Source organism: Streptomyces sp. NPDC111606 (assembly GCF_055656945.1).
Genome location: NZ_JBVKBY010000001.1, coordinates 227,135 through 242,776, shown reverse-complemented (window position 1 = coordinate 242,776; position 15,642 = coordinate 227,135). Strand labels below are relative to the sequence as shown.

The 15,642-nt window shown below is 69.1% G+C and carries 14 protein-coding genes; 8 read left to right on the top strand and 6 right to left on the bottom strand.

The genetic code is table 11. The annotated features are described in order from the left end of the window. Positions 1-101: 101 nt before the first annotated feature. The 7 genes from ACZ7M7_RS01135 to ACZ7M7_RS01105 all read left to right on the top strand — a co-directional run bounded on the left by ACZ7M7_RS01135 (position 102) and on the right by ACZ7M7_RS01105 (position 8,902). A complete protein-coding gene (locus ACZ7M7_RS01135; RefSeq protein WP_383597003.1) occupies positions 102-968 on the top strand; it encodes an MHYT domain-containing protein in 867 nt (288 codons plus the stop codon). A gap of 40 nt (positions 969-1,008) precedes the next feature. After that, a complete protein-coding gene (uvrB, locus tag ACZ7M7_RS01130) occupies positions 1,009-3,153 on the top strand; it encodes an excinuclease ABC subunit UvrB (protein WP_383597005.1) in 2,145 nt (714 codons plus the stop codon). Positions 3,154-3,318: 165 nt separating this feature from the next. Continuing rightward, positions 3,319-3,897: a TerD family protein gene (locus ACZ7M7_RS01125; protein ID WP_383597008.1), complete on the top strand. Its 579-nt coding sequence runs from the start codon at positions 3,319-3,321 to the stop codon at positions 3,895-3,897. A 53-nt stretch (positions 3,898-3,950) separates the two neighbouring features. Next, positions 3,951-6,026: a TerD family protein gene (locus ACZ7M7_RS01120; RefSeq protein WP_472111604.1), complete on the top strand. Its 2,076-nt coding sequence runs from the start codon at positions 3,951-3,953 to the stop codon at positions 6,024-6,026. A gap of 225 nt (positions 6,027-6,251) precedes the next feature. Beyond that, complete coding sequence (locus ACZ7M7_RS01115) at positions 6,252-7,253, top strand: TerC/Alx family metal homeostasis membrane protein (RefSeq protein ID WP_472111601.1); 1,002 nt, start codon at positions 6,252-6,254, stop codon at positions 7,251-7,253. A gap of 130 nt (positions 7,254-7,383) precedes the next feature. Further along, positions 7,384-7,698, top strand: coding sequence for a hypothetical protein (locus tag ACZ7M7_RS01110; RefSeq protein WP_472111599.1), 315 nt, complete (start codon positions 7,384-7,386; stop codon positions 7,696-7,698). A gap of 103 nt (positions 7,699-7,801) precedes the next feature. Beyond that, positions 7,802-8,902 (top strand): calcium:cation antiporter, encoded by a 1,101-nt coding sequence (locus ACZ7M7_RS01105; protein ID WP_383597016.1) that lies wholly within the window; start codon positions 7,802-7,804, stop codon positions 8,900-8,902. Positions 8,903-8,955: 53 nt separating this feature from the next. Here the strand turns inward: ACZ7M7_RS01105 and ACZ7M7_RS01100 are convergent, their stop codons facing one another. Beyond that, positions 8,956-10,260, bottom strand: a complete 1,305-nt coding sequence (locus tag ACZ7M7_RS01100) for an MFS transporter (protein WP_472111597.1) — start codon at positions 10,258-10,260, stop codon at positions 8,956-8,958. 62 nt (positions 10,261-10,322) lie between these two features. Continuing rightward, entirely contained in the window at positions 10,323-11,369 is a 1,047-nt protein-coding gene (locus tag ACZ7M7_RS01095) for a S66 family peptidase (RefSeq protein WP_472111595.1), read from the bottom strand. A gap of 104 nt (positions 11,370-11,473) precedes the next feature. Here ACZ7M7_RS01095 and aroQ point away from each other — a divergent pair, with 104 nt between their 5' ends. Further along, the gene (gene aroQ / locus ACZ7M7_RS01090) at positions 11,474-11,947 is read left to right on the top strand and encodes a type II 3-dehydroquinate dehydratase (RefSeq protein ID WP_451167950.1); all 474 of its coding nucleotides are present in this window, start codon (positions 11,474-11,476) and stop codon (positions 11,945-11,947) included. Between the two features lie 92 nt (positions 11,948-12,039). Here aroQ and ACZ7M7_RS01085 read toward each other — a convergent pair whose 3' ends face one another. The 4 genes from ACZ7M7_RS01085 to ACZ7M7_RS01070 all read right to left on the bottom strand — a co-directional run bounded on the left by ACZ7M7_RS01085 (position 12,040) and on the right by ACZ7M7_RS01070 (position 15,625). Then, positions 12,040-12,768 (bottom strand): amino acid ABC transporter ATP-binding protein, encoded by a 729-nt coding sequence (locus ACZ7M7_RS01085; protein WP_472113849.1) that lies wholly within the window; start codon positions 12,766-12,768, stop codon positions 12,040-12,042. Between the two features lie 20 nt (positions 12,769-12,788). Then, positions 12,789-13,709, bottom strand: a complete 921-nt coding sequence (locus ACZ7M7_RS01080; RefSeq protein ID WP_383597027.1) for an amino acid ABC transporter permease — start codon at positions 13,707-13,709, stop codon at positions 12,789-12,791. Further along, entirely contained in the window at positions 13,706-14,590 is an 885-nt protein-coding gene (locus tag ACZ7M7_RS01075) for an ABC transporter substrate-binding protein (protein WP_472111592.1), read from the bottom strand. Before ACZ7M7_RS01075 ends, ACZ7M7_RS01080 begins: the two co-directional genes overlap by 4 nt. 378 nt (positions 14,591-14,968) lie before the next feature. Further along, positions 14,969-15,625: an MBL fold metallo-hydrolase gene (locus tag ACZ7M7_RS01070; RefSeq protein ID WP_383597034.1), complete on the bottom strand. Its 657-nt coding sequence runs from the start codon at positions 15,623-15,625 to the stop codon at positions 14,969-14,971. Positions 15,626-15,642: the final 17 nt, after the last annotated feature.

Here is a 15,642-nt window from a genome sequence, read left to right as displayed (position 1 = left end):
AGTTACTCTCTGCCTCAACCCTGAACCGCTCGGGCGGTCCTGGGAGGGGGCGCGTTTTCACAGCATTCCGGGACGTACGAGGGCGGGAAGGGCAGCTGCGTATGCAGGGCACGATCGACGGATTCAGTTACGGACTCGTCACCCCGCTGGTGGCCTACCTCATGGCCTGCCTCGGCGGTGCGCTCGGCCTGCGCTGCACCACCAGATCGATGCTCGTCTCGCAGTCCTGGCGCCCGGGCTGGCTCGCCCTGGGCGCGGCGGCCATCGGCTCCGGCATATGGACCATGCACTTCGTCGCGATGATGGGGTTCACGGTCAGGGAGACACCGATCCACTACGACAAGCCGATGACGTTCGCGAGCCTCGCCGTAGCCATCGTCATGGTCGGCGTCGGGATCTTCATCGTCGGCTACAAAGGCGCCCGTGGGACGGCTCTGTTCACCGGCGGCACCATCACCGGCCTGGGCATCGCCTCCATGCACTACCTGGGCATGGCCGGCATGCGGCTCAACGGCAAGCTGGAATACAACACGCTCACCGTCGGCATCTCCGTCGCCATAGCGATGGTGGCTGCCACCGCCGCGCTGTGGGCCGCCGGACAGGTCAGAGGGCTCATGTGGAGCGTCGGCGCCAGCCTCGTCATGGGCCTCGCCGTCAGCGGCATGCACTACACCGGCATGGCCGCCCTCAGTGTCCATCTGCACAGCACGGACACGCCCGCGACCGGCGACTCACCCGCCGGCCTGCTCGCCCCGATGCTGGTCGGCCCGCTCGTCTTCCTGCTTCTGGCCGGTGCCGTCGTGCTGTTCGACCCGCACATGATCATGGGGAAACCCGCAGTGGTCCCCGCCGAGCCCAAGCCGGGCGTCCCGGCCCACACGACCGTCCCGCACCAGGCCCGCCGCCCGCAGCTGCGCACCCGCCGCAACCAGGACCACCGAGGCTCCCGGACCCCGCAAAACCACTGATCGGACCGCGTTGTCAGTGGGGGGTCGTACGGTTGACTTCATGCGGCCCGTTTCCAGCATCGAACGCACGGTGGCGCCCTTCGAGGTCGTCAGCCCCTACCAGCCCAGCGGCGATCAGCCGCAGGCCATCGCCGATCTCGCCCGGCGTGTCGAAGCCGGCGAGAAGGACGTCGTCCTGCTCGGCGCGACCGGCACCGGCAAGTCCGCCACCACCGCGTGGATGATCGAGAAGCTCCAGCGCCCCACCTTGGTGATGGCACCGAACAAGACGCTGGCCGCCCAGCTGGCGAACGAGTTCCGCGAGCTGCTGCCGAACAACGCCGTCGAGTACTTCGTCTCCTACTACGACTACTACCAGCCCGAGGCCTACGTCCCGCAGTCGGACACCTACATCGAGAAGGACTCCTCGATCAACGAGGAGGTCGAGCGCCTGCGGCACTCCGCGACCAACTCGCTGCTCACCCGCCGCGACGTCGTCGTGGTCGCCTCGGTCTCCTGCATCTACGGCCTCGGCACCCCGCAGGAGTACGTGGACCGCATGGTCCCCCTCAAGGTCGGCGACGAGGTCGACCGGGACCAGCTGCTGCGCCGTTTCGTGGACATCCAGTACACGCGCAACGACGTCGCCTTCAGCCGCGGAACCTTCCGCGTGCGCGGCGACACCATCGAGATCTTCCCGGTCTACGAGGAGCTCGCCGTCCGCATCGAGATGTTCGGCGACGAGATCGAGGCACTGTCCACGCTCCACCCGCTCACCGGCGAGATCATCAGCGACGACGAGCAGCTGTACGTCTTCCCGGCCACCCACTACGTCGCGGGCCCCGAGCGCCTGGAGCGGGCCGCCAACGACATCGAGAAGGAGCTCGGCGAGCGCCTCTCCGAGCTGGAGAACCAGGGCAAGCTCCTGGAGGCCCAGCGCCTGCGGATGCGTACGACCTACGACCTCGAGATGCTCCGTCAGATCGGCAGCTGCTCCGGCGTCGAGAACTACTCGATGCACTTCGACGGCCGCTCGCCCGGCTCCCCGCCGAACACCCTGCTGGACTACTTCCCGGACGACTTCCTGCTCGTCATCGACGAGTCGCACGTCACCGTGCCGCAGATCGGAGCCATGTACGAGGGCGACGCCTCCCGCAAGCGCACCCTCGTCGACCACGGCTTCCGCCTGCCCTCCGCCCTCGACAACCGTCCCCTGAAGTGGGAGGAGTTCCAGGGGCGCATCGGGCAGACGGTCTACCTGTCGGCGACCCCGGGCAACTACGAGCTCTCCCGCGGGGACGGTCACGTCGAGCAGATCATCCGCCCCACCGGCCTGGTCGACCCGGAGGTCGTCGTCAAGCCCACCGAGGGGCAGATCGACGACCTGGTGCACGAGATCCGGGAGCGTGTCGAGAAGGACGAGCGCGTCCTGGTCACCACCCTCACCAAGAAGATGGCCGAGGACCTCACCGCCTACTTCCTGGAGCTCGGCATCCAGGTGCGCTATCTGCACAGTGACGTCGACACACTGCGCCGCGTCGAACTGCTGCGCGAGCTGCGCGCCGGCGAGTTCGACGTCCTTGTCGGCATCAACCTCCTTCGCGAGGGTCTCGACCTTCCCGAGGTGTCACTCGTGGCGATCCTCGACGCCGACAAGGAGGGCTTCCTGCGCTCCGGCACCTCCCTCATCCAGACCATCGGCCGCGCGGCGCGCAATGTCTCCGGCCAGGTGCATATGTACGCCGACAAGATCACCCCGGCGATGGAGAAGGCCATCGACGAGACCAACCGCCGCCGGGAGAAGCAGGTCGCGTACAACACGGAGAGGGGCATCGACCCCCAGCCGCTGCGCAAGAAGATCAACGACATCGTCGCGCAGATCGCCCGCGAGGACGTCGACACCGAGCAGTTGCTCGGCTCCGGCTACCGAGCCAAGAAGGACGGCCGGGGCACCAAGGCCCCCGTGCCCTCCCTCGGCGACAAGGCCAAGGGCGCGAAGGCGGGCAAGGCCGCCAAGGGCAAGGCGAAGGAGACGGTGCCGACCGACCGTCCGGCGGCCGATCTCGCCGAGCAGATCGAGGAGTTGACGGAGCGTATGCGTGCCGCGGCCGCGGATCTGCAGTTCGAGATCGCGGCCCGGCTGCGCGACGAGGTGTCCGAGATGAAGAAGGAGTTGCGGCAGATGAAGGAGGCGGGCCTGGCCTGAGAGGCTGCTCGAACGGTCGTCGGCCGAACTCCCGGTACTCGCTGTGTTGCAAGACCGACACAAAGTGGGGACCGGGCTACGTCACTGTCAGTGCCCCTGCGTAGGGTTCTCGTCATCCGCGGACTCCGCGGCCAACAGGGGACAGCTCGAGAGGGGAATCAGCACGTGACCGTCAACATGACCAAGGGTCAGGCCATCAGTCTGCAGAAGAACGACGGCGGCAGCCTGACCGCGGTGCGCATGGGTCTCGGCTGGCAGGCGGCTCCCCGGCGCGGCCTGTTCGGCTCGCGCACGCGGGAGGTCGACCTCGACGCCTCCGCCGTCCTGTTCGCGGACAAGCAGCCGGTCGACGTCGTCTTCTTCCGCCACCTGGTGAGCGACGACGGCTCGGTTCGCCACACCGGTGACAACCTCGTCGGCGGTGTCGGCCAGGGCGGCGACGACGAGGCGATCCTCGTCGACCTCGCGCGCATCCCGGTCCACATCGATCAGATCGTCTTCACCGTGAACTCCTTCACGGGCCAGACCTTCCAGGAGGTGCAGAACGCGTTCTGCCGCCTGGTCGACGAGACCAACGGCCAGGAGCTCGCCCGCTACACGCTGGCCGGCGGCGGCCAGTACACGGCGCAGATCATGGCGAAGGTGCACCGCTCGGGTCCGGGCTGGTCGATGACTGCCATCGGCACCCCGGCCAACGGCCGTACCTTCCAGGACCTGATGCCGGCGATCCTGCCGCACCTGTAGGCCCGCCCGGCGAGCGGCACACGACACGACAAGCGACACAGGGGGACGAAGGCATGACGGCCGAGCTGGTGCGGGGGCAGAACCACCCGCTCTCCCAGGCCCGTCTGGAGATCCGGATCTCGGCCGGCACACCGATCGTGGCCGCGGCCACGCTCGGCGACGAGCAGGGCAGGATCCACGGCGTCGAGTGGGTGGCCCATCCCGGCACGCCCACCCTGCCCGGCCTCGAGGTCTCCCGGCAGGCGGCCGCCGACCATCGCCTCGCGGTGGACCTGGACGCCATGCCGGAGGCCGTCCACCGTGTCAGTGTGCTGCTCGCCTTGCCGACGGGGGCGGGCGGCCCGACCCGGTTCGGCGCCGTCGCGACCCCCTTCGTCGCGGTCACCGGCCTCGACGGCACCGAGGTCGCCAGCTACACCGTCACCGGTCTGGAGGCCGAGTCGGCGGTCGTGGCGCTGGAGCTCTACCGCCGCCAGGACGCCTGGAAGGTACGCGCCATCGGCCAGGGATACGCCGGCGGCCTCGCCGACCTCTTGACCGACCAAGGCCTGCCCCAGGCCCAGCAGCTCGCCGGCAGCATCAACGAAGCCGTGGCCCAGGGCATGGCCCGCTCGGTGCCGGCACCCCCGCCACGCACGGACGGCGACCGCTCCCGGCAGGCGGCCGCGCCGGCCCTCGGCTCGGACCAGGGCGGCCCCGCATCGCAGGGCACATCAGGCCCCGTGTCGCCGCCGACGACGCCGTACGGCACGCAGACGCCGGACGCGCCCGGCCAGCCGACACCCCCGCCGACGTCCCCGTACGGCACGCAGGCGCCCGGCCTCCCGGGCCAGCCCGCGCCGCAGCCGTCGTACCAGGGCGGAAACGGCGCCACCGACCCGGCTCAGCCGTCCGCTCCCACCTCGGGCGGCCCCATCAACTACAGCCACCCGGGCCGTCAGAGCGCGGCTCCGCCGCCGCCCCCACCGACCGCACCCCCGGCACAGCCCGGGCAGCCGGCGCAGCCCGTCGCGGGCGACGCCACCGGCTGGTCCATGGACGAGCGGCTCTACAACCAGGTGTGGGGCATGTTCGAGGACCTGGCCCGCACGACAGCCGCCTACCGCAGCGCGGTGGACTTCGCCGAATCGCGCATGGAGAAGGAACTCGACCAGGTCCTGTCGGACCCGCGCAGCCGGATCGGCGGTCAGGGCGACGCCGCGCGCGAGGCGGCCCAGGCCAAGCACACACAGCTCGTCAACCAGGCCAGGGCGACGCTCGACCGGGACATCGCCCAGCTCACCGCCGAGTCCGAGGTTGTCGAACCCGCGCTGCCGCTTGCGTTCGCGCGCTGGGACAACCCCGTCTGGCACGGCTACCGCGTACCGATGGAGATCCCCATGGCCCTGCGCCTGGGCGACCTCCACCTGCCCGAGAGCGACCGGTTGCGCATCCCGATGCTCGTCCGGCTGCCGCTGGAGCGGGGCCTGTGGATCGACAGTGGAGGCAGCGGCTCGCTGGACGGCTCGTTCACGGACTCCCATGACCTGCGGCGCCTCGCGATGGAGACGGCGGTGGCACACGCGGCACGGTTGCTCGCCGTCTATCCGGCGGGCGAGTTCACCGTGCATGTCATCGATCCCGCCGGTTCGGGCGCACAGGCGCTCGTACCGCTGGTGCAGACCGGTGTGCTCGCTGCCCCGCCCGCCGTGGGCGCGGCCGGTGTCGCGGAGGTCCTCGCGCGGCTCACCCAGCGTGTCGACCTGGTGCAGATGGCGGTGCGCGGCGGTGCCCCCGACTCACTGCCGCCCGATTTCGACACCTCCGAGCAGCTGCTGATCGTCAACGATTTCCCGCACGGCTTCGACGACCGAGCCGTGAACCAGCTGCGCTACCTGGCGGACGAGGGTCCGGCCGTCGGCGTCCACCTGATGATGGTCGCGGACCGCGAGGAGGCGGCCGCCTACGGCCCTTTGCTCGACCCGCTGTGGCGCTCGCTGATGCGACTGACCCCGACGCCGGACGATCACCTCGCCGACCCGTGGGTGGGGCACGCCTGGACCTACGAGCCCCCGCTCGTGCCGCCCGGCAGTCAGGTGCTCCAGCACGTGCTCGCACAGGTCGCAGCAGCTCGGGCCAAGTACCGGTAAAGCGCCTCTGACCTGCGAACTTGGCGCTTCTTTTGCCAAGCGCTTTACCTTTCCTTGGCAATTGGGTACTGTTCATTGCACGGAGGGGAGTACTCCCTGTCGCTGCGACGTACCCGTCAATACGGATCCGGCCAGATCCCGGGGCGTCGGCCCATAGTGGGTGGAAGAGACCTCCGGCGCGCGACGACGCTGACATTTGCCGTTACGACTGCCGGAGGCGCAGCAGTGGAAGTTTCCACGACCCTATGGGTCCTGACCATCGTGGGCCTTGCCGCCCTGATCGCCGTAGATTTCTTCATCGGCCGCAAGCCGCACGACGTCTCGATCAAGGAAGCCGGTATCTGGACGGTCGTCTGGATCGCACTGGCCGGCCTCTTCGGCCTCGGCCTGCTGGTCTTCGGCGGCGGACAGGCCGGCGGCGAGTTCTTCGCAGGCTTCATCACCGAGAAGTCGCTGAGTGTCGACAACCTCTTCGTCTTCGTCCTGATCATGGCGAAGTTCGCGGTGCCGTCCCAGTACCAGCAGCGAGTGCTGCTGGTCGGTGTCCTCATAGCCCTGGTGCTGCGGGCGATCTTCATCGCCGCGGGGGCCGCGATCCTCGCCAGCTTCGCGTGGGTGTTCTACCTCTTCGGTGCCTTCCTGATCTGGACCGCCTGGAAGCTCATCCAGGAGGCCCGGGCCGACGACGAGGACGAGGAGTTCGAGGAGAACAAGCTGCTGAAGGCGGCCGAGCGCAGGTTCGGTGTCGCTGACCGGTACCACGGCACCAAGCTGTGGATCCAGGAGAACGGCAAGCGGGTCATGACCCCGATGCTGGTCGTGATGCTGGCGATCGGTACCACCGACGTGCTCTTCGCCCTCGACTCCATCCCGGCGATCTTCGGCCTGACCCAGGACCCGTACATCGTGTTCACCGCCAACGCCTTCGCGCTGATGGGTCTGCGGCAGCTGTACTTCCTGATCGGTGGCCTGCTGAGGAAGCTGGTCCACCTCAGCTACGGCCTGTCGATCATCCTCGGCTTCATCGGCGTCAAGCTGGTGCTGCACGCCTTGCACGAGTCCGGGGTGCACGTCCCCGAGATCAGCATTCCGGTCTCGCTGGGTGTGATCTGCTCCGTCCTGATCGTCACCACGATCACCAGCCTGAGGGCCTCCAAGAAGAAGGCGGCGGCCGAGGCGGCGCAGGAGCGGAGCGAAGGCGCTCCGAAGGACAGCATCGACGTCTGACCACGTCGGACGTAGGAAGAACCAACACCGGGAGTGGTGCGCAGCGAATTGCCGAGCACCGCTCCCGGTGCTTCGTTGGGTGCTGGGGTGTCCCCGTCCGGGGACACCACGGCCGGGGGTGGAGGCACCTGTGGACGCACCCATCAAGTTTGTTCAGATCATCGACTTCGAGACCGAGCGCATCGACGAGATGCGGGAACTGGCCCACGAGACGGAACAGCGTCTGGCAGGCCGCGACGGCGGCCCCACGCGACGCATCGTCCTCAAGGACCGGGGGGAGCCCAACCGCTACCTCGTAGTCATCGAGTTCGCTTCTTACGAGGACGCGATGCGCAACAGCGACGACCCCGAGACGACCAAGTTCGCGGAGCAGATGACCGCGCTGTGCACCGCGCCGCCGTCCTTCACGGACTGCGACGTACAGGAGACGACCGATTTCGCGTAGCGACATACGAAAGACAGGGGCCCCGCAACCCGAGGGCGCGGGGCCACCTGACAACCTCTCGGACCGGAATGCGAACCCCCAAGCCCTCTGCGACGATCGCTCCATGATCGATCGGCTCAGGTCGCTCACGACAGGGTGGACGTACCTCGTGCCGGTGCTCGCGGTAGTCCTGCTGGTCTTCACCTGGGGACGAGACCTGCCCGGCGCGGTCGTCGCGCTGGTCACCCTGGTCCTCGCGGGTGCTGTCCTGGCCGCCGTACACCATGCTGAGGTGGTCGCGCACCGCGTCGGCGAACCCTTCGGCTCCCTCGTCCTCGCCGTTGCCGTCACGATCATCGAGGTCGCCCTGATCGTGACCCTGATGGTCGATGGCGGCGACAAGAGCTCCACCCTCGCCCGGGACACGGTCTTCGCGGCCGTGATGATCACCTGTAACGGCATCGTCGGCCTGTGTCTGCTGGTCGCCTCGCTGCGGCACCGCACGGCGGTCTTCAACCCCGAGGGCACCGGCGCCGCCCTCGCGACAGTCGCCACCCTGGCCACGCTCAGCCTCGTGCTACCGACGTTCACCACGAGCAAGCCGGGCCCGGAGTTCTCCACCGTGCAGCTGACGTTCGCCGCGGTCTCCTCGCTGATCCTGTACGGCCTCTTCGTGACCACCCAGACCGTGCGGCACCGCGACTACTTCCTTCCCATCACCCGGCAGGGCGACGTGATCACCGCGGACGCCCACGCCGACGCGCCCTCCCGCCGCACCGCCCTGATCAGCCTGGGGCTGCTGGGCCTGGCCCTGGTTGGCGTGGTCGGCCTGGCCAAGGGAGTGTCGCCCACCATCGAGTCAGGAGTGGAGGCGGCCGACCTTCCGCATGCCGTCGTCGGCGTGATCATCGCTCTGTTGGTGCTGCTTCCCGAGACGATCGCCGCGCTTCGCTCCGCCCGCCGCGACCGTGTGCAGACCAGTCTGAACCTCGCACTCGGCTCCGCGATGGCCAGCATCGGCCTGACCATCCCCGCGGTCGCCCTGGCCTCCATCTGGCTCTCCGGCCCGCTCGTCCTCGGCCTCGGCCCCACCCACATGGTGCTGCTCGCCCTGACGGTGGTGGTGAGTGCGCTGACGGTGGTCCCGGGACGGGCGACACCGCTGCAAGGTGGCGTCCACCTGGTGCTGTTCGCGGCCTACCTGGAGCTCGCGCTCAATCCGTAGCCGCCGGGTGCCGCAGCACCCGGCGTCCCGTGGTCACGGCGTTCCGGAGCCCGTCACCCCGTGGCGGGCTCCGCCGCCACGGCAGCAACCGGACGCGTCTCGGGCAGCAGCGCGAAGCACCCCAGGCTGAGCAGCGCGACCCCCGTCAGATACGCCCCCACACCCCAGGGCACCCGCCCGCCCTGCTCGGCGAGCGCCGTCGCCACGATCGGCGTGAGCGCGCCCCCGAGGACGCCGCCGAGGTTGTAGCCCACCGCCGCGCCCGTGCAGCGCACCCGGGGCTCGTACAACTCCGGCAGATACGCGGCGATCACCGCGAACATCATGATGAACGCGAGCATCGCCCCGAGGAAGCCGAGGAACATCAGCAGCGGCTCGCCCGTGGCGAGAAGCGCCACCAACGGGAACATCCACAGCGCGGAGGCAGTGCACCCGATCAGGCACAGGGGCCGCCGGCCGTACCGGTCACCGAGAATCGCCACCACCGGTGTGAGCGAGCCCTTCACCACCACCGCGCTCATGATGCAGACCAGCATGACGCCGCGGCCCACGCCGAGCCGCTCGGTGGCGTAGGCGAGCGACCAGGTCGTCACGGTGTAGAAGATCGCGTATCCGATCGACAGGGCCCCAGCCGTCAGCAGAACGAGCCGCCAGTGGTCGCGGACGACCTCGGCGAGCGGCACACGCGCGGGCTCGTCGATTTCGAGGAACCGAGGACTCTCGGTGAGCGATGACCGCAGCCACAGCCCCACCAACGCGAGCACTCCCGCCGCCCAGAACGGCACCCGCCATCCCCACGCGGCGAACTGCGCATCGGACAGCGTCGCCGACAGCCCCAGCACCACACCGTTGGCGAGCAGGAAGCCCAGCGCGGGCCCGACCTGCGGGAAGCTCGACCACAGGCCGCGCCGCCCGGCGGGCGCGTGCTCCACCGTCAGCAGCACCGCCCCGCCCCACTCGCCGCCGAGCCCGAGCCCTTGCAGAAAGCGCAGCAGGAGCAGCAGCAGGGGAGCGGTCACACCGATGGTGTCGTACGTCGGCACACAGCCGACCGCGACCGTGGAGGCGCCGGTCAACAGCAGCGAGGCGACCAGGACCGGCCGGCGTCCGTGCCGGTCCCCGATGTGCCCGAACAGCACCGACCCCAGTGGCCGCGCCACGAAGCCCACACCGAACGTCGCGAAGGCGGCCAGGGTTCCCGCCAGCGGCGAGAACGTCGGGAAGAAGAGCGGCCCGAGGACCAGCGCCGCCGCCGTCCCGTAGACGAAGAAGTCGTAGAACTCGATGGCCGTGCCGGCGAGCGACGCGGCGGCGAGCCGCAGCATGGAGGGCGCCTTTACGGTGCGTACGTCGTGCATGCTGCGTCAACTACCCACGGTGACCACGAGTTACGGGGGCGCGCGGGGGCGGTCGGCCGCATTCAGTACGTGACGGTGATGCGCCGGGCGGGGCCATCGACACGCACGGTGCCGCCGTAAGGGATGACGAGTTGAGGGTCGGTGTGTCCGAGGTCCACGTCGAAGACGATGGGGGTGGTGGGGGCATACATGCGCATGGCACGCAGGACGGCTTCGCGCTGCTCAGCGGCGTAACGAGCGGCCTCCTCCGGGCCATTGGGGTGTTCGAAGGACCACGTCTTCGCACGGCCCATCAGCAGTGCGGAGAAGCGCTGGAGCAGCCCGCGCTCGCCCATGTTGCGCAGCGTCCGGAAGACCTCGTTGGCGCTCGGCATCTCCTCCGACGTCTCCAGCAACAGCACCCCGCCGTCGTACTCCGAGAGGTCACGCGCGATCTCCCGGTCGGCCATCAGCAGCCAGCCGACGATCTCCACGCAGCCGCCCCAGGTGCGGCCTTCCACCACCTGGTCGGCGTTCACCCAGGTCCACCCGCCTCCGGGCCGTGTCTCCGGCTCCGCATCGAAGGTCGTCGGGTCGGCCCAGTCGCGGTTGATGTCGTTCCAGCGCTCGGCGGGCCCGAGTTCGTACTCGCCCGAGGTGAACAGGGCCGCCCGCAGAGAGCCGGCGGTCTGCGGGTGCATGGCGCCGGGGCGGCCCAGCTCGCACATCACGCTCACGCCGTGATAGCCGACGATTCCGGTGTTGCGCAGGAACATGAGCAGGTTCGTGTTGTCGCTCATTCCGAAGAACGGCTTGGGGTTCGACCGGATCAACTCCCGGTCCAGCAGCGGCAGCACGGTGATCTGGTCATCGCCGCCGATGGACGCGATGACCGCCTTGATGTCCGGGTCGGCGAAGGCGGCGTGGATGTCGTCGGCCCGCTCCTGAGGCGTGGATCCCATCTTGCGGGTCGCCGGGTATTCGACCGGTTCGAGCCCGTACTCCTTGCGCAGCCGCTCCAGGCCCAGCTCGTACGGGAGCGGGAAGAGCCCGGGCAGGCCCGCACCGGGGGAGATGATGGCGACGCGGTCGCCGGGGGAGGGCTTGGGAGGGTACGAGATCACGGTCATACCGGGAGGGTAGGACGCACGGTGTGCCCTGCGCACCGTGATAAACCGGGGTCTGAGCAGCGGTCTTCGACGGACCGCGCAACCCCGAACGGACCGGAGGAACCGTGCCCCGCACCCTGGCCAACGCCCCGATCATGATCCTCAATGGCCCCAACCTGAACCTGCTCGGCCAGCGCCAGCCGGAGATCTACGGCTCCGAGACCCTGGCCGATGTCGAGGCTCTGTGCGTCAAGGCGGCTGCCGCACACGGCGGCACGATCGACTTCCGGCAGTCCAACCACGAGGGGGAGTTGGTGGACTGGATCCATGAGGCGCGCCTGAATCACTGCGGGATCGTGATCAACCCCGGTGCCTACTCGCACACCTCCGTGGCGATCCTGGATGCGCTCAACACCTGTGACGGCCTTCCGGTGTTGGAGGTCCACATCTCCAACATCCACAAGCGCGAATCGTTCCGGCACCACTCGTACGTCTCGCTGCGCGCCGACGGGGTCATCGCGGGGTGCGGTGTGCAGGGGTACGTGTTCGGCGTGGAGCGGGTCGCGGCGCTGGCCGGGGCGGGGCAGGCGGACACGTGATGTGGGCGGGCGGGGCGCAGATGTAAGGACCGCCCTTCATGGTGGGGCGGTCCTTACACACGCTTGCAGCGCCTGAACATGCCTTGGCGGCCTTACAGGCGTCCCGCCTCCACGATCCTCCGCAGGAAGCGCCGGGTGCGCTCCTGCTGCGGATCGCCGAAGAGCTGCTCGGCCGTGCCGTGCTCCAGCACCACGCCACCGTCCAGAAAACAAACCTGGTCGGCCACCTCGCGGGCGAACCCCATCTCGTGCGTGGCCAGCACCATCGTCATCCCGTCGTCCTTCAAGTCACGGACGACGGTGAGGACTTCGCCGACGAGCTCGGGGTCGAGGGCGGCGGTGATCTCGTCGAGCAGCAGCAGCCGGGGACGTACGGCAAGGGCGCGCACGATCGCGACCCGCTGCTGCTGACCGCCGCTCAGCCGGTCCGGGTACTCGTCGGCCCTGTCGGCCAGCCCGAGCCGCTCCAGCAGCTCACGCGCGCGTGCCTCGGCCTGCGCCCGGGAAACGCCGTGCACGCGCCGCGGGGCGAGGGTGATGTTCTCCAGTACCGTCATGTGCGGGAAGAGGTTGTACGCCTGGAACACGACGCCGATACGGCGCCGTACGGCGTCCTGGTCGATGCGTGGATCGGTGATCTCCTCGCCGTCCAGCCAGATCGCGCCGTCGTCGATGTCCTCCAGCAGGTTCGCGCACCGCAGCAGCGTGGACTTGCCCGAGCCGGAGGCGCCGATCAGCGCGGTCACCGTGTGCGGGGTGACCTCCAGGTCGACGTCCCGCAGGACGACCGAGCTGCCGAAGGTCTTGCGCACGGACTCCATGCGCAGCACGGGTACGTCGCTCACAGGGCTCCTCCTTGGGCGCGCCGACGGTCCATCCGGGCCGTCACCCAGTCCGTGAAGCGCGTCATCGGGATGGTCAGCGCCACGAAGACCAGGCCCGCGACGATGTACGGCGTGTAGTTGAGGCTGCGGCCCACGATGATGTCCGCGGCCCGCACGGCGTCCACCGCACCACCGATCGACACCAGCCCGGTGTCCTTCTGCAGCGACACCAGGTCGTTCAGCAGGGGCGGCACCTGGCGGCGTACGGCCTGGGGCAGGACGACGTGCCGCAGTGCCTGGCGGTTGGTGAGGCCGAGCGAGCGCGCCGCGGCCCGCTGCGAGGGGTGGACGGACTCGATGCCCGCGCGGAACACCTCGGCCACGTACGCCGAATACGTCAGTGTCAGGGCCGTACCGCCCAGCAGTACGGGATCGACGGTGACGCCCTGAAGCCTCAGCGCGGGGACGCCGAGGACGACGATCATGAGGTTAATGATGAGCGGAAGGCCCCGGAAGAAGTCCGTGTAGGCGGCCGCCAGCGCCCGCAACGGGAAGAACACCGGGCCGCGCAGCGTGCGGGCCACGGCGATGAGCATCCCGAGGACCAGCACGGCCGCGCCGCAGATCAGCAGCAGCCGGACGTTCAGCCAGAGCCCTTCGAGGATCTTCGGGAACGCCTCGCGCGCGTACTGCCGGTCGAAGAACGTCTCCTTGGTGCGTGGCCAGCCCGGCGCGTTGACCACGACCAAGTAGAGAACGACGCCTGTGACCAGCGTGGAGAGCGCCGCGATAGCCGTGGCTCGGCGGGCGCGGGCACGCTTGTAGCGCTCGCGGTCGAGACGTCGCCTGGAGGGGACGTAGCCGTCGTCGCCCGCGCCGGACATGCCATCGTTGTCGTCCGCGCCTTCCTGGCCGGACTCCTCCTTCGTGACCGTCACTTGAGCACCGGAGCGTCGACGGCGTCCGACAGCCACTGCTGCTCGAGCTTGCCCAGTGTTCCGTCCTCGCGCAGCGCGTCGACGGCGTCCGACACGCACGCGGTGAGCGCGCTGCCCTTGTCGAGCACGAGCCCGAACTGCTCCGGCGTACCGCCCTGGTTCTCGAACTGGCCGACGATCGTCGCATCCGTCACCTCGGCGGCGGTGATGTAGAAGGCGGTCGGCAGGTCGACCACGACGGCGTCGACCTGACCGTTCTTCAGCGCGGACTTGGCCTGGTCGTTCTTGGCGTACGCGGCGGCCTGCCGGGTCGGCTTCACCACGTCGTCGATGTAGCCGAGGCTGGTCGTGCCGACCTGGGCGCCGAGCTTGAGGCCCTTCAGGTCCGCGACGCTCTTCGCCTCGGCGGCCTTGGTTCTTTTCAGTGCGATGACGGCCTGGCGGACGTCGTAGTAGCCGGAGGAGAAGTCCACGGCCTTCTTGCGCTCGTCGCTGATCGACACCTGGTTGATGTCGAAGTCGAAGGTCTTCTCGCCGGGTGCGAAGGCCTTGTTGAACGGCACGCTCTGCCAGACGACGGCGCTCTTGTCGTAGCCGAGTTGCTCGGCCACGGCGTACGCCACCGCCGACTCGAAGCCCTCGCCATTGGCCGGCTTGTCGTCCTTGAACCAGGGCTCGTATGCCGGCTCATCGGTGGCGATCGTGAGCTTGCCGGAGGTCTTGGTGGCCAACTCGCCCTTGGCGCAGGTGTTCCCCGCCGATCCCGACGGTGTTCCGGCAGCTTTCTCCTCCGGCTGCGGAGCACAGCCGAGAGCGGTGGCGAGCAGGGCTGTCGTGGCGACGACGACGGCGCGGCGCAGTGCGCGAGGGGCAAGGTGCATGGCGCGAGATTGGCAGTGGGCCGTCGTGTTTGTCGAGGTCACGACGGTCAGTTTCCGCATAGTGGGAAAGGGTGTTGCGTTCTTGTGAACACAGCCTGTTTCCAAGGCACTTCCACGGCAGCAGCCGCCGCCGGGGCCGCCGGTCGAGGGCGGGGTTGAAGACCGGCGGCCCGTACCGCTCAGGAGCCGTCATCCTGCGCGGGGCTGCTTCCAGTTGACTGCGCAACAACGCGCGCCGGGAGCGCGCGCAGCACACCAACGTGTGTGAACGGTTCACACGGGGCGCGTGCGCGGGGAGCGCATGGCGCGCGTGCTTGCCGGGGCGGCCCTCACCAAGCCCCGCCCGGCGGTGACCAGCCCTGCCGTCACCAGCCAGGGTCACCAGCCCCGCGCGCGCCACTCCGGCAGATGAGGCCGTTCCGCACCCAGCGAGGTGTCGTTGCCGTGCCCCGGGTAGACCCATGTCTCGTCCGGCAGGGCGTCGAAGATCTTCGTCTCGACGTCGTGGATCAGACTGGCGAACGCTGCAGGGTCCTTGCGGGTGTTGCCCACACCGCCCGGGAACAGACAGTCCCCGGTGAACACATGGGGATGTCCGTGCGGGTCATCGTAGACGAGGGCGATGGAGCCCGGCGTGTGCCCGACCAGGTGGCGCGCGGTGAGCTCCACACGCCCCACGCGGATGATGTCGCCGTCGTCGACCAGGACGTCGGTCGGCACCGGGATGCCGTCGGCGTCGTCACGGCCGGCGTACGTGCGCGCGCCGGTGGCGTCGACGACCGCGGCGAGCGCCTGCCAGTGGTCGCCGTGCTGATGAGTGGTGACGAGGGACGCGATGCCGTCGTCGCCGATCATGCCCAGCAGTGTCTCCGCCTCGTTGGCGGCGTCGATCAGCAGTTGCTCGTCGGTGGCCCGGCAGCGCAGCAGATAGGCATTGTTGTCCATCGGGCCGACCGCGATCTTGGTGATCATCAGGTCCTTGAGCTCGTGCACGTCGGCAGGGCCACCGACCGTCACCTGTCCGCTGTACGTCATGTCGGCAGCCTATAGCG

What these genes read in the sequence shown, in the direction of transcription:
- ACZ7M7_RS01135 (WP_383597003.1), top strand. Translation starts at nt 102, where the DNA reads ATGCAGGGCACGATCGACGGATTCAGTTACGGACTCGTCACCCCGCTG.
- ACZ7M7_RS01075 (WP_472111592.1), bottom strand. Translation starts at nt 14,590, where the DNA reads ATGCACCTTGCCCCTCGCGCACTGCGCCGCGCCGTCGTCGTCGCCACG.
- ACZ7M7_RS01085 (WP_472113849.1), bottom strand. Translation starts at nt 12,768, where the DNA reads ATGGAGTCCGTGCGCAAGACCTTCGGCAGCTCGGTCGTCCTGCGGGAC.
- ACZ7M7_RS01100 (WP_472111597.1), bottom strand. Translation starts at nt 10,260, where the DNA reads ATGCACGACGTACGCACCGTAAAGGCGCCCTCCATGCTGCGGCTCGCC.
- ACZ7M7_RS01070 (WP_383597034.1), bottom strand. Translation starts at nt 15,625, where the DNA reads ATGACGTACAGCGGACAGGTGACGGTCGGTGGCCCTGCCGACGTGCAC.
- ACZ7M7_RS01120 (WP_472111604.1), top strand. Translation starts at nt 3,951, where the DNA reads ATGACGGCCGAGCTGGTGCGGGGGCAGAACCACCCGCTCTCCCAGGCC.
- uvrB (WP_383597005.1), top strand. Translation starts at nt 1,009, where the DNA reads ATGCGGCCCGTTTCCAGCATCGAACGCACGGTGGCGCCCTTCGAGGTC.
- ACZ7M7_RS01095 (WP_472111595.1), bottom strand. Translation starts at nt 11,369, where the DNA reads ATGACCGTGATCTCGTACCCTCCCAAGCCCTCCCCCGGCGACCGCGTC.
- ACZ7M7_RS01105 (WP_383597016.1), top strand. Translation starts at nt 7,802, where the DNA reads ATGATCGATCGGCTCAGGTCGCTCACGACAGGGTGGACGTACCTCGTG.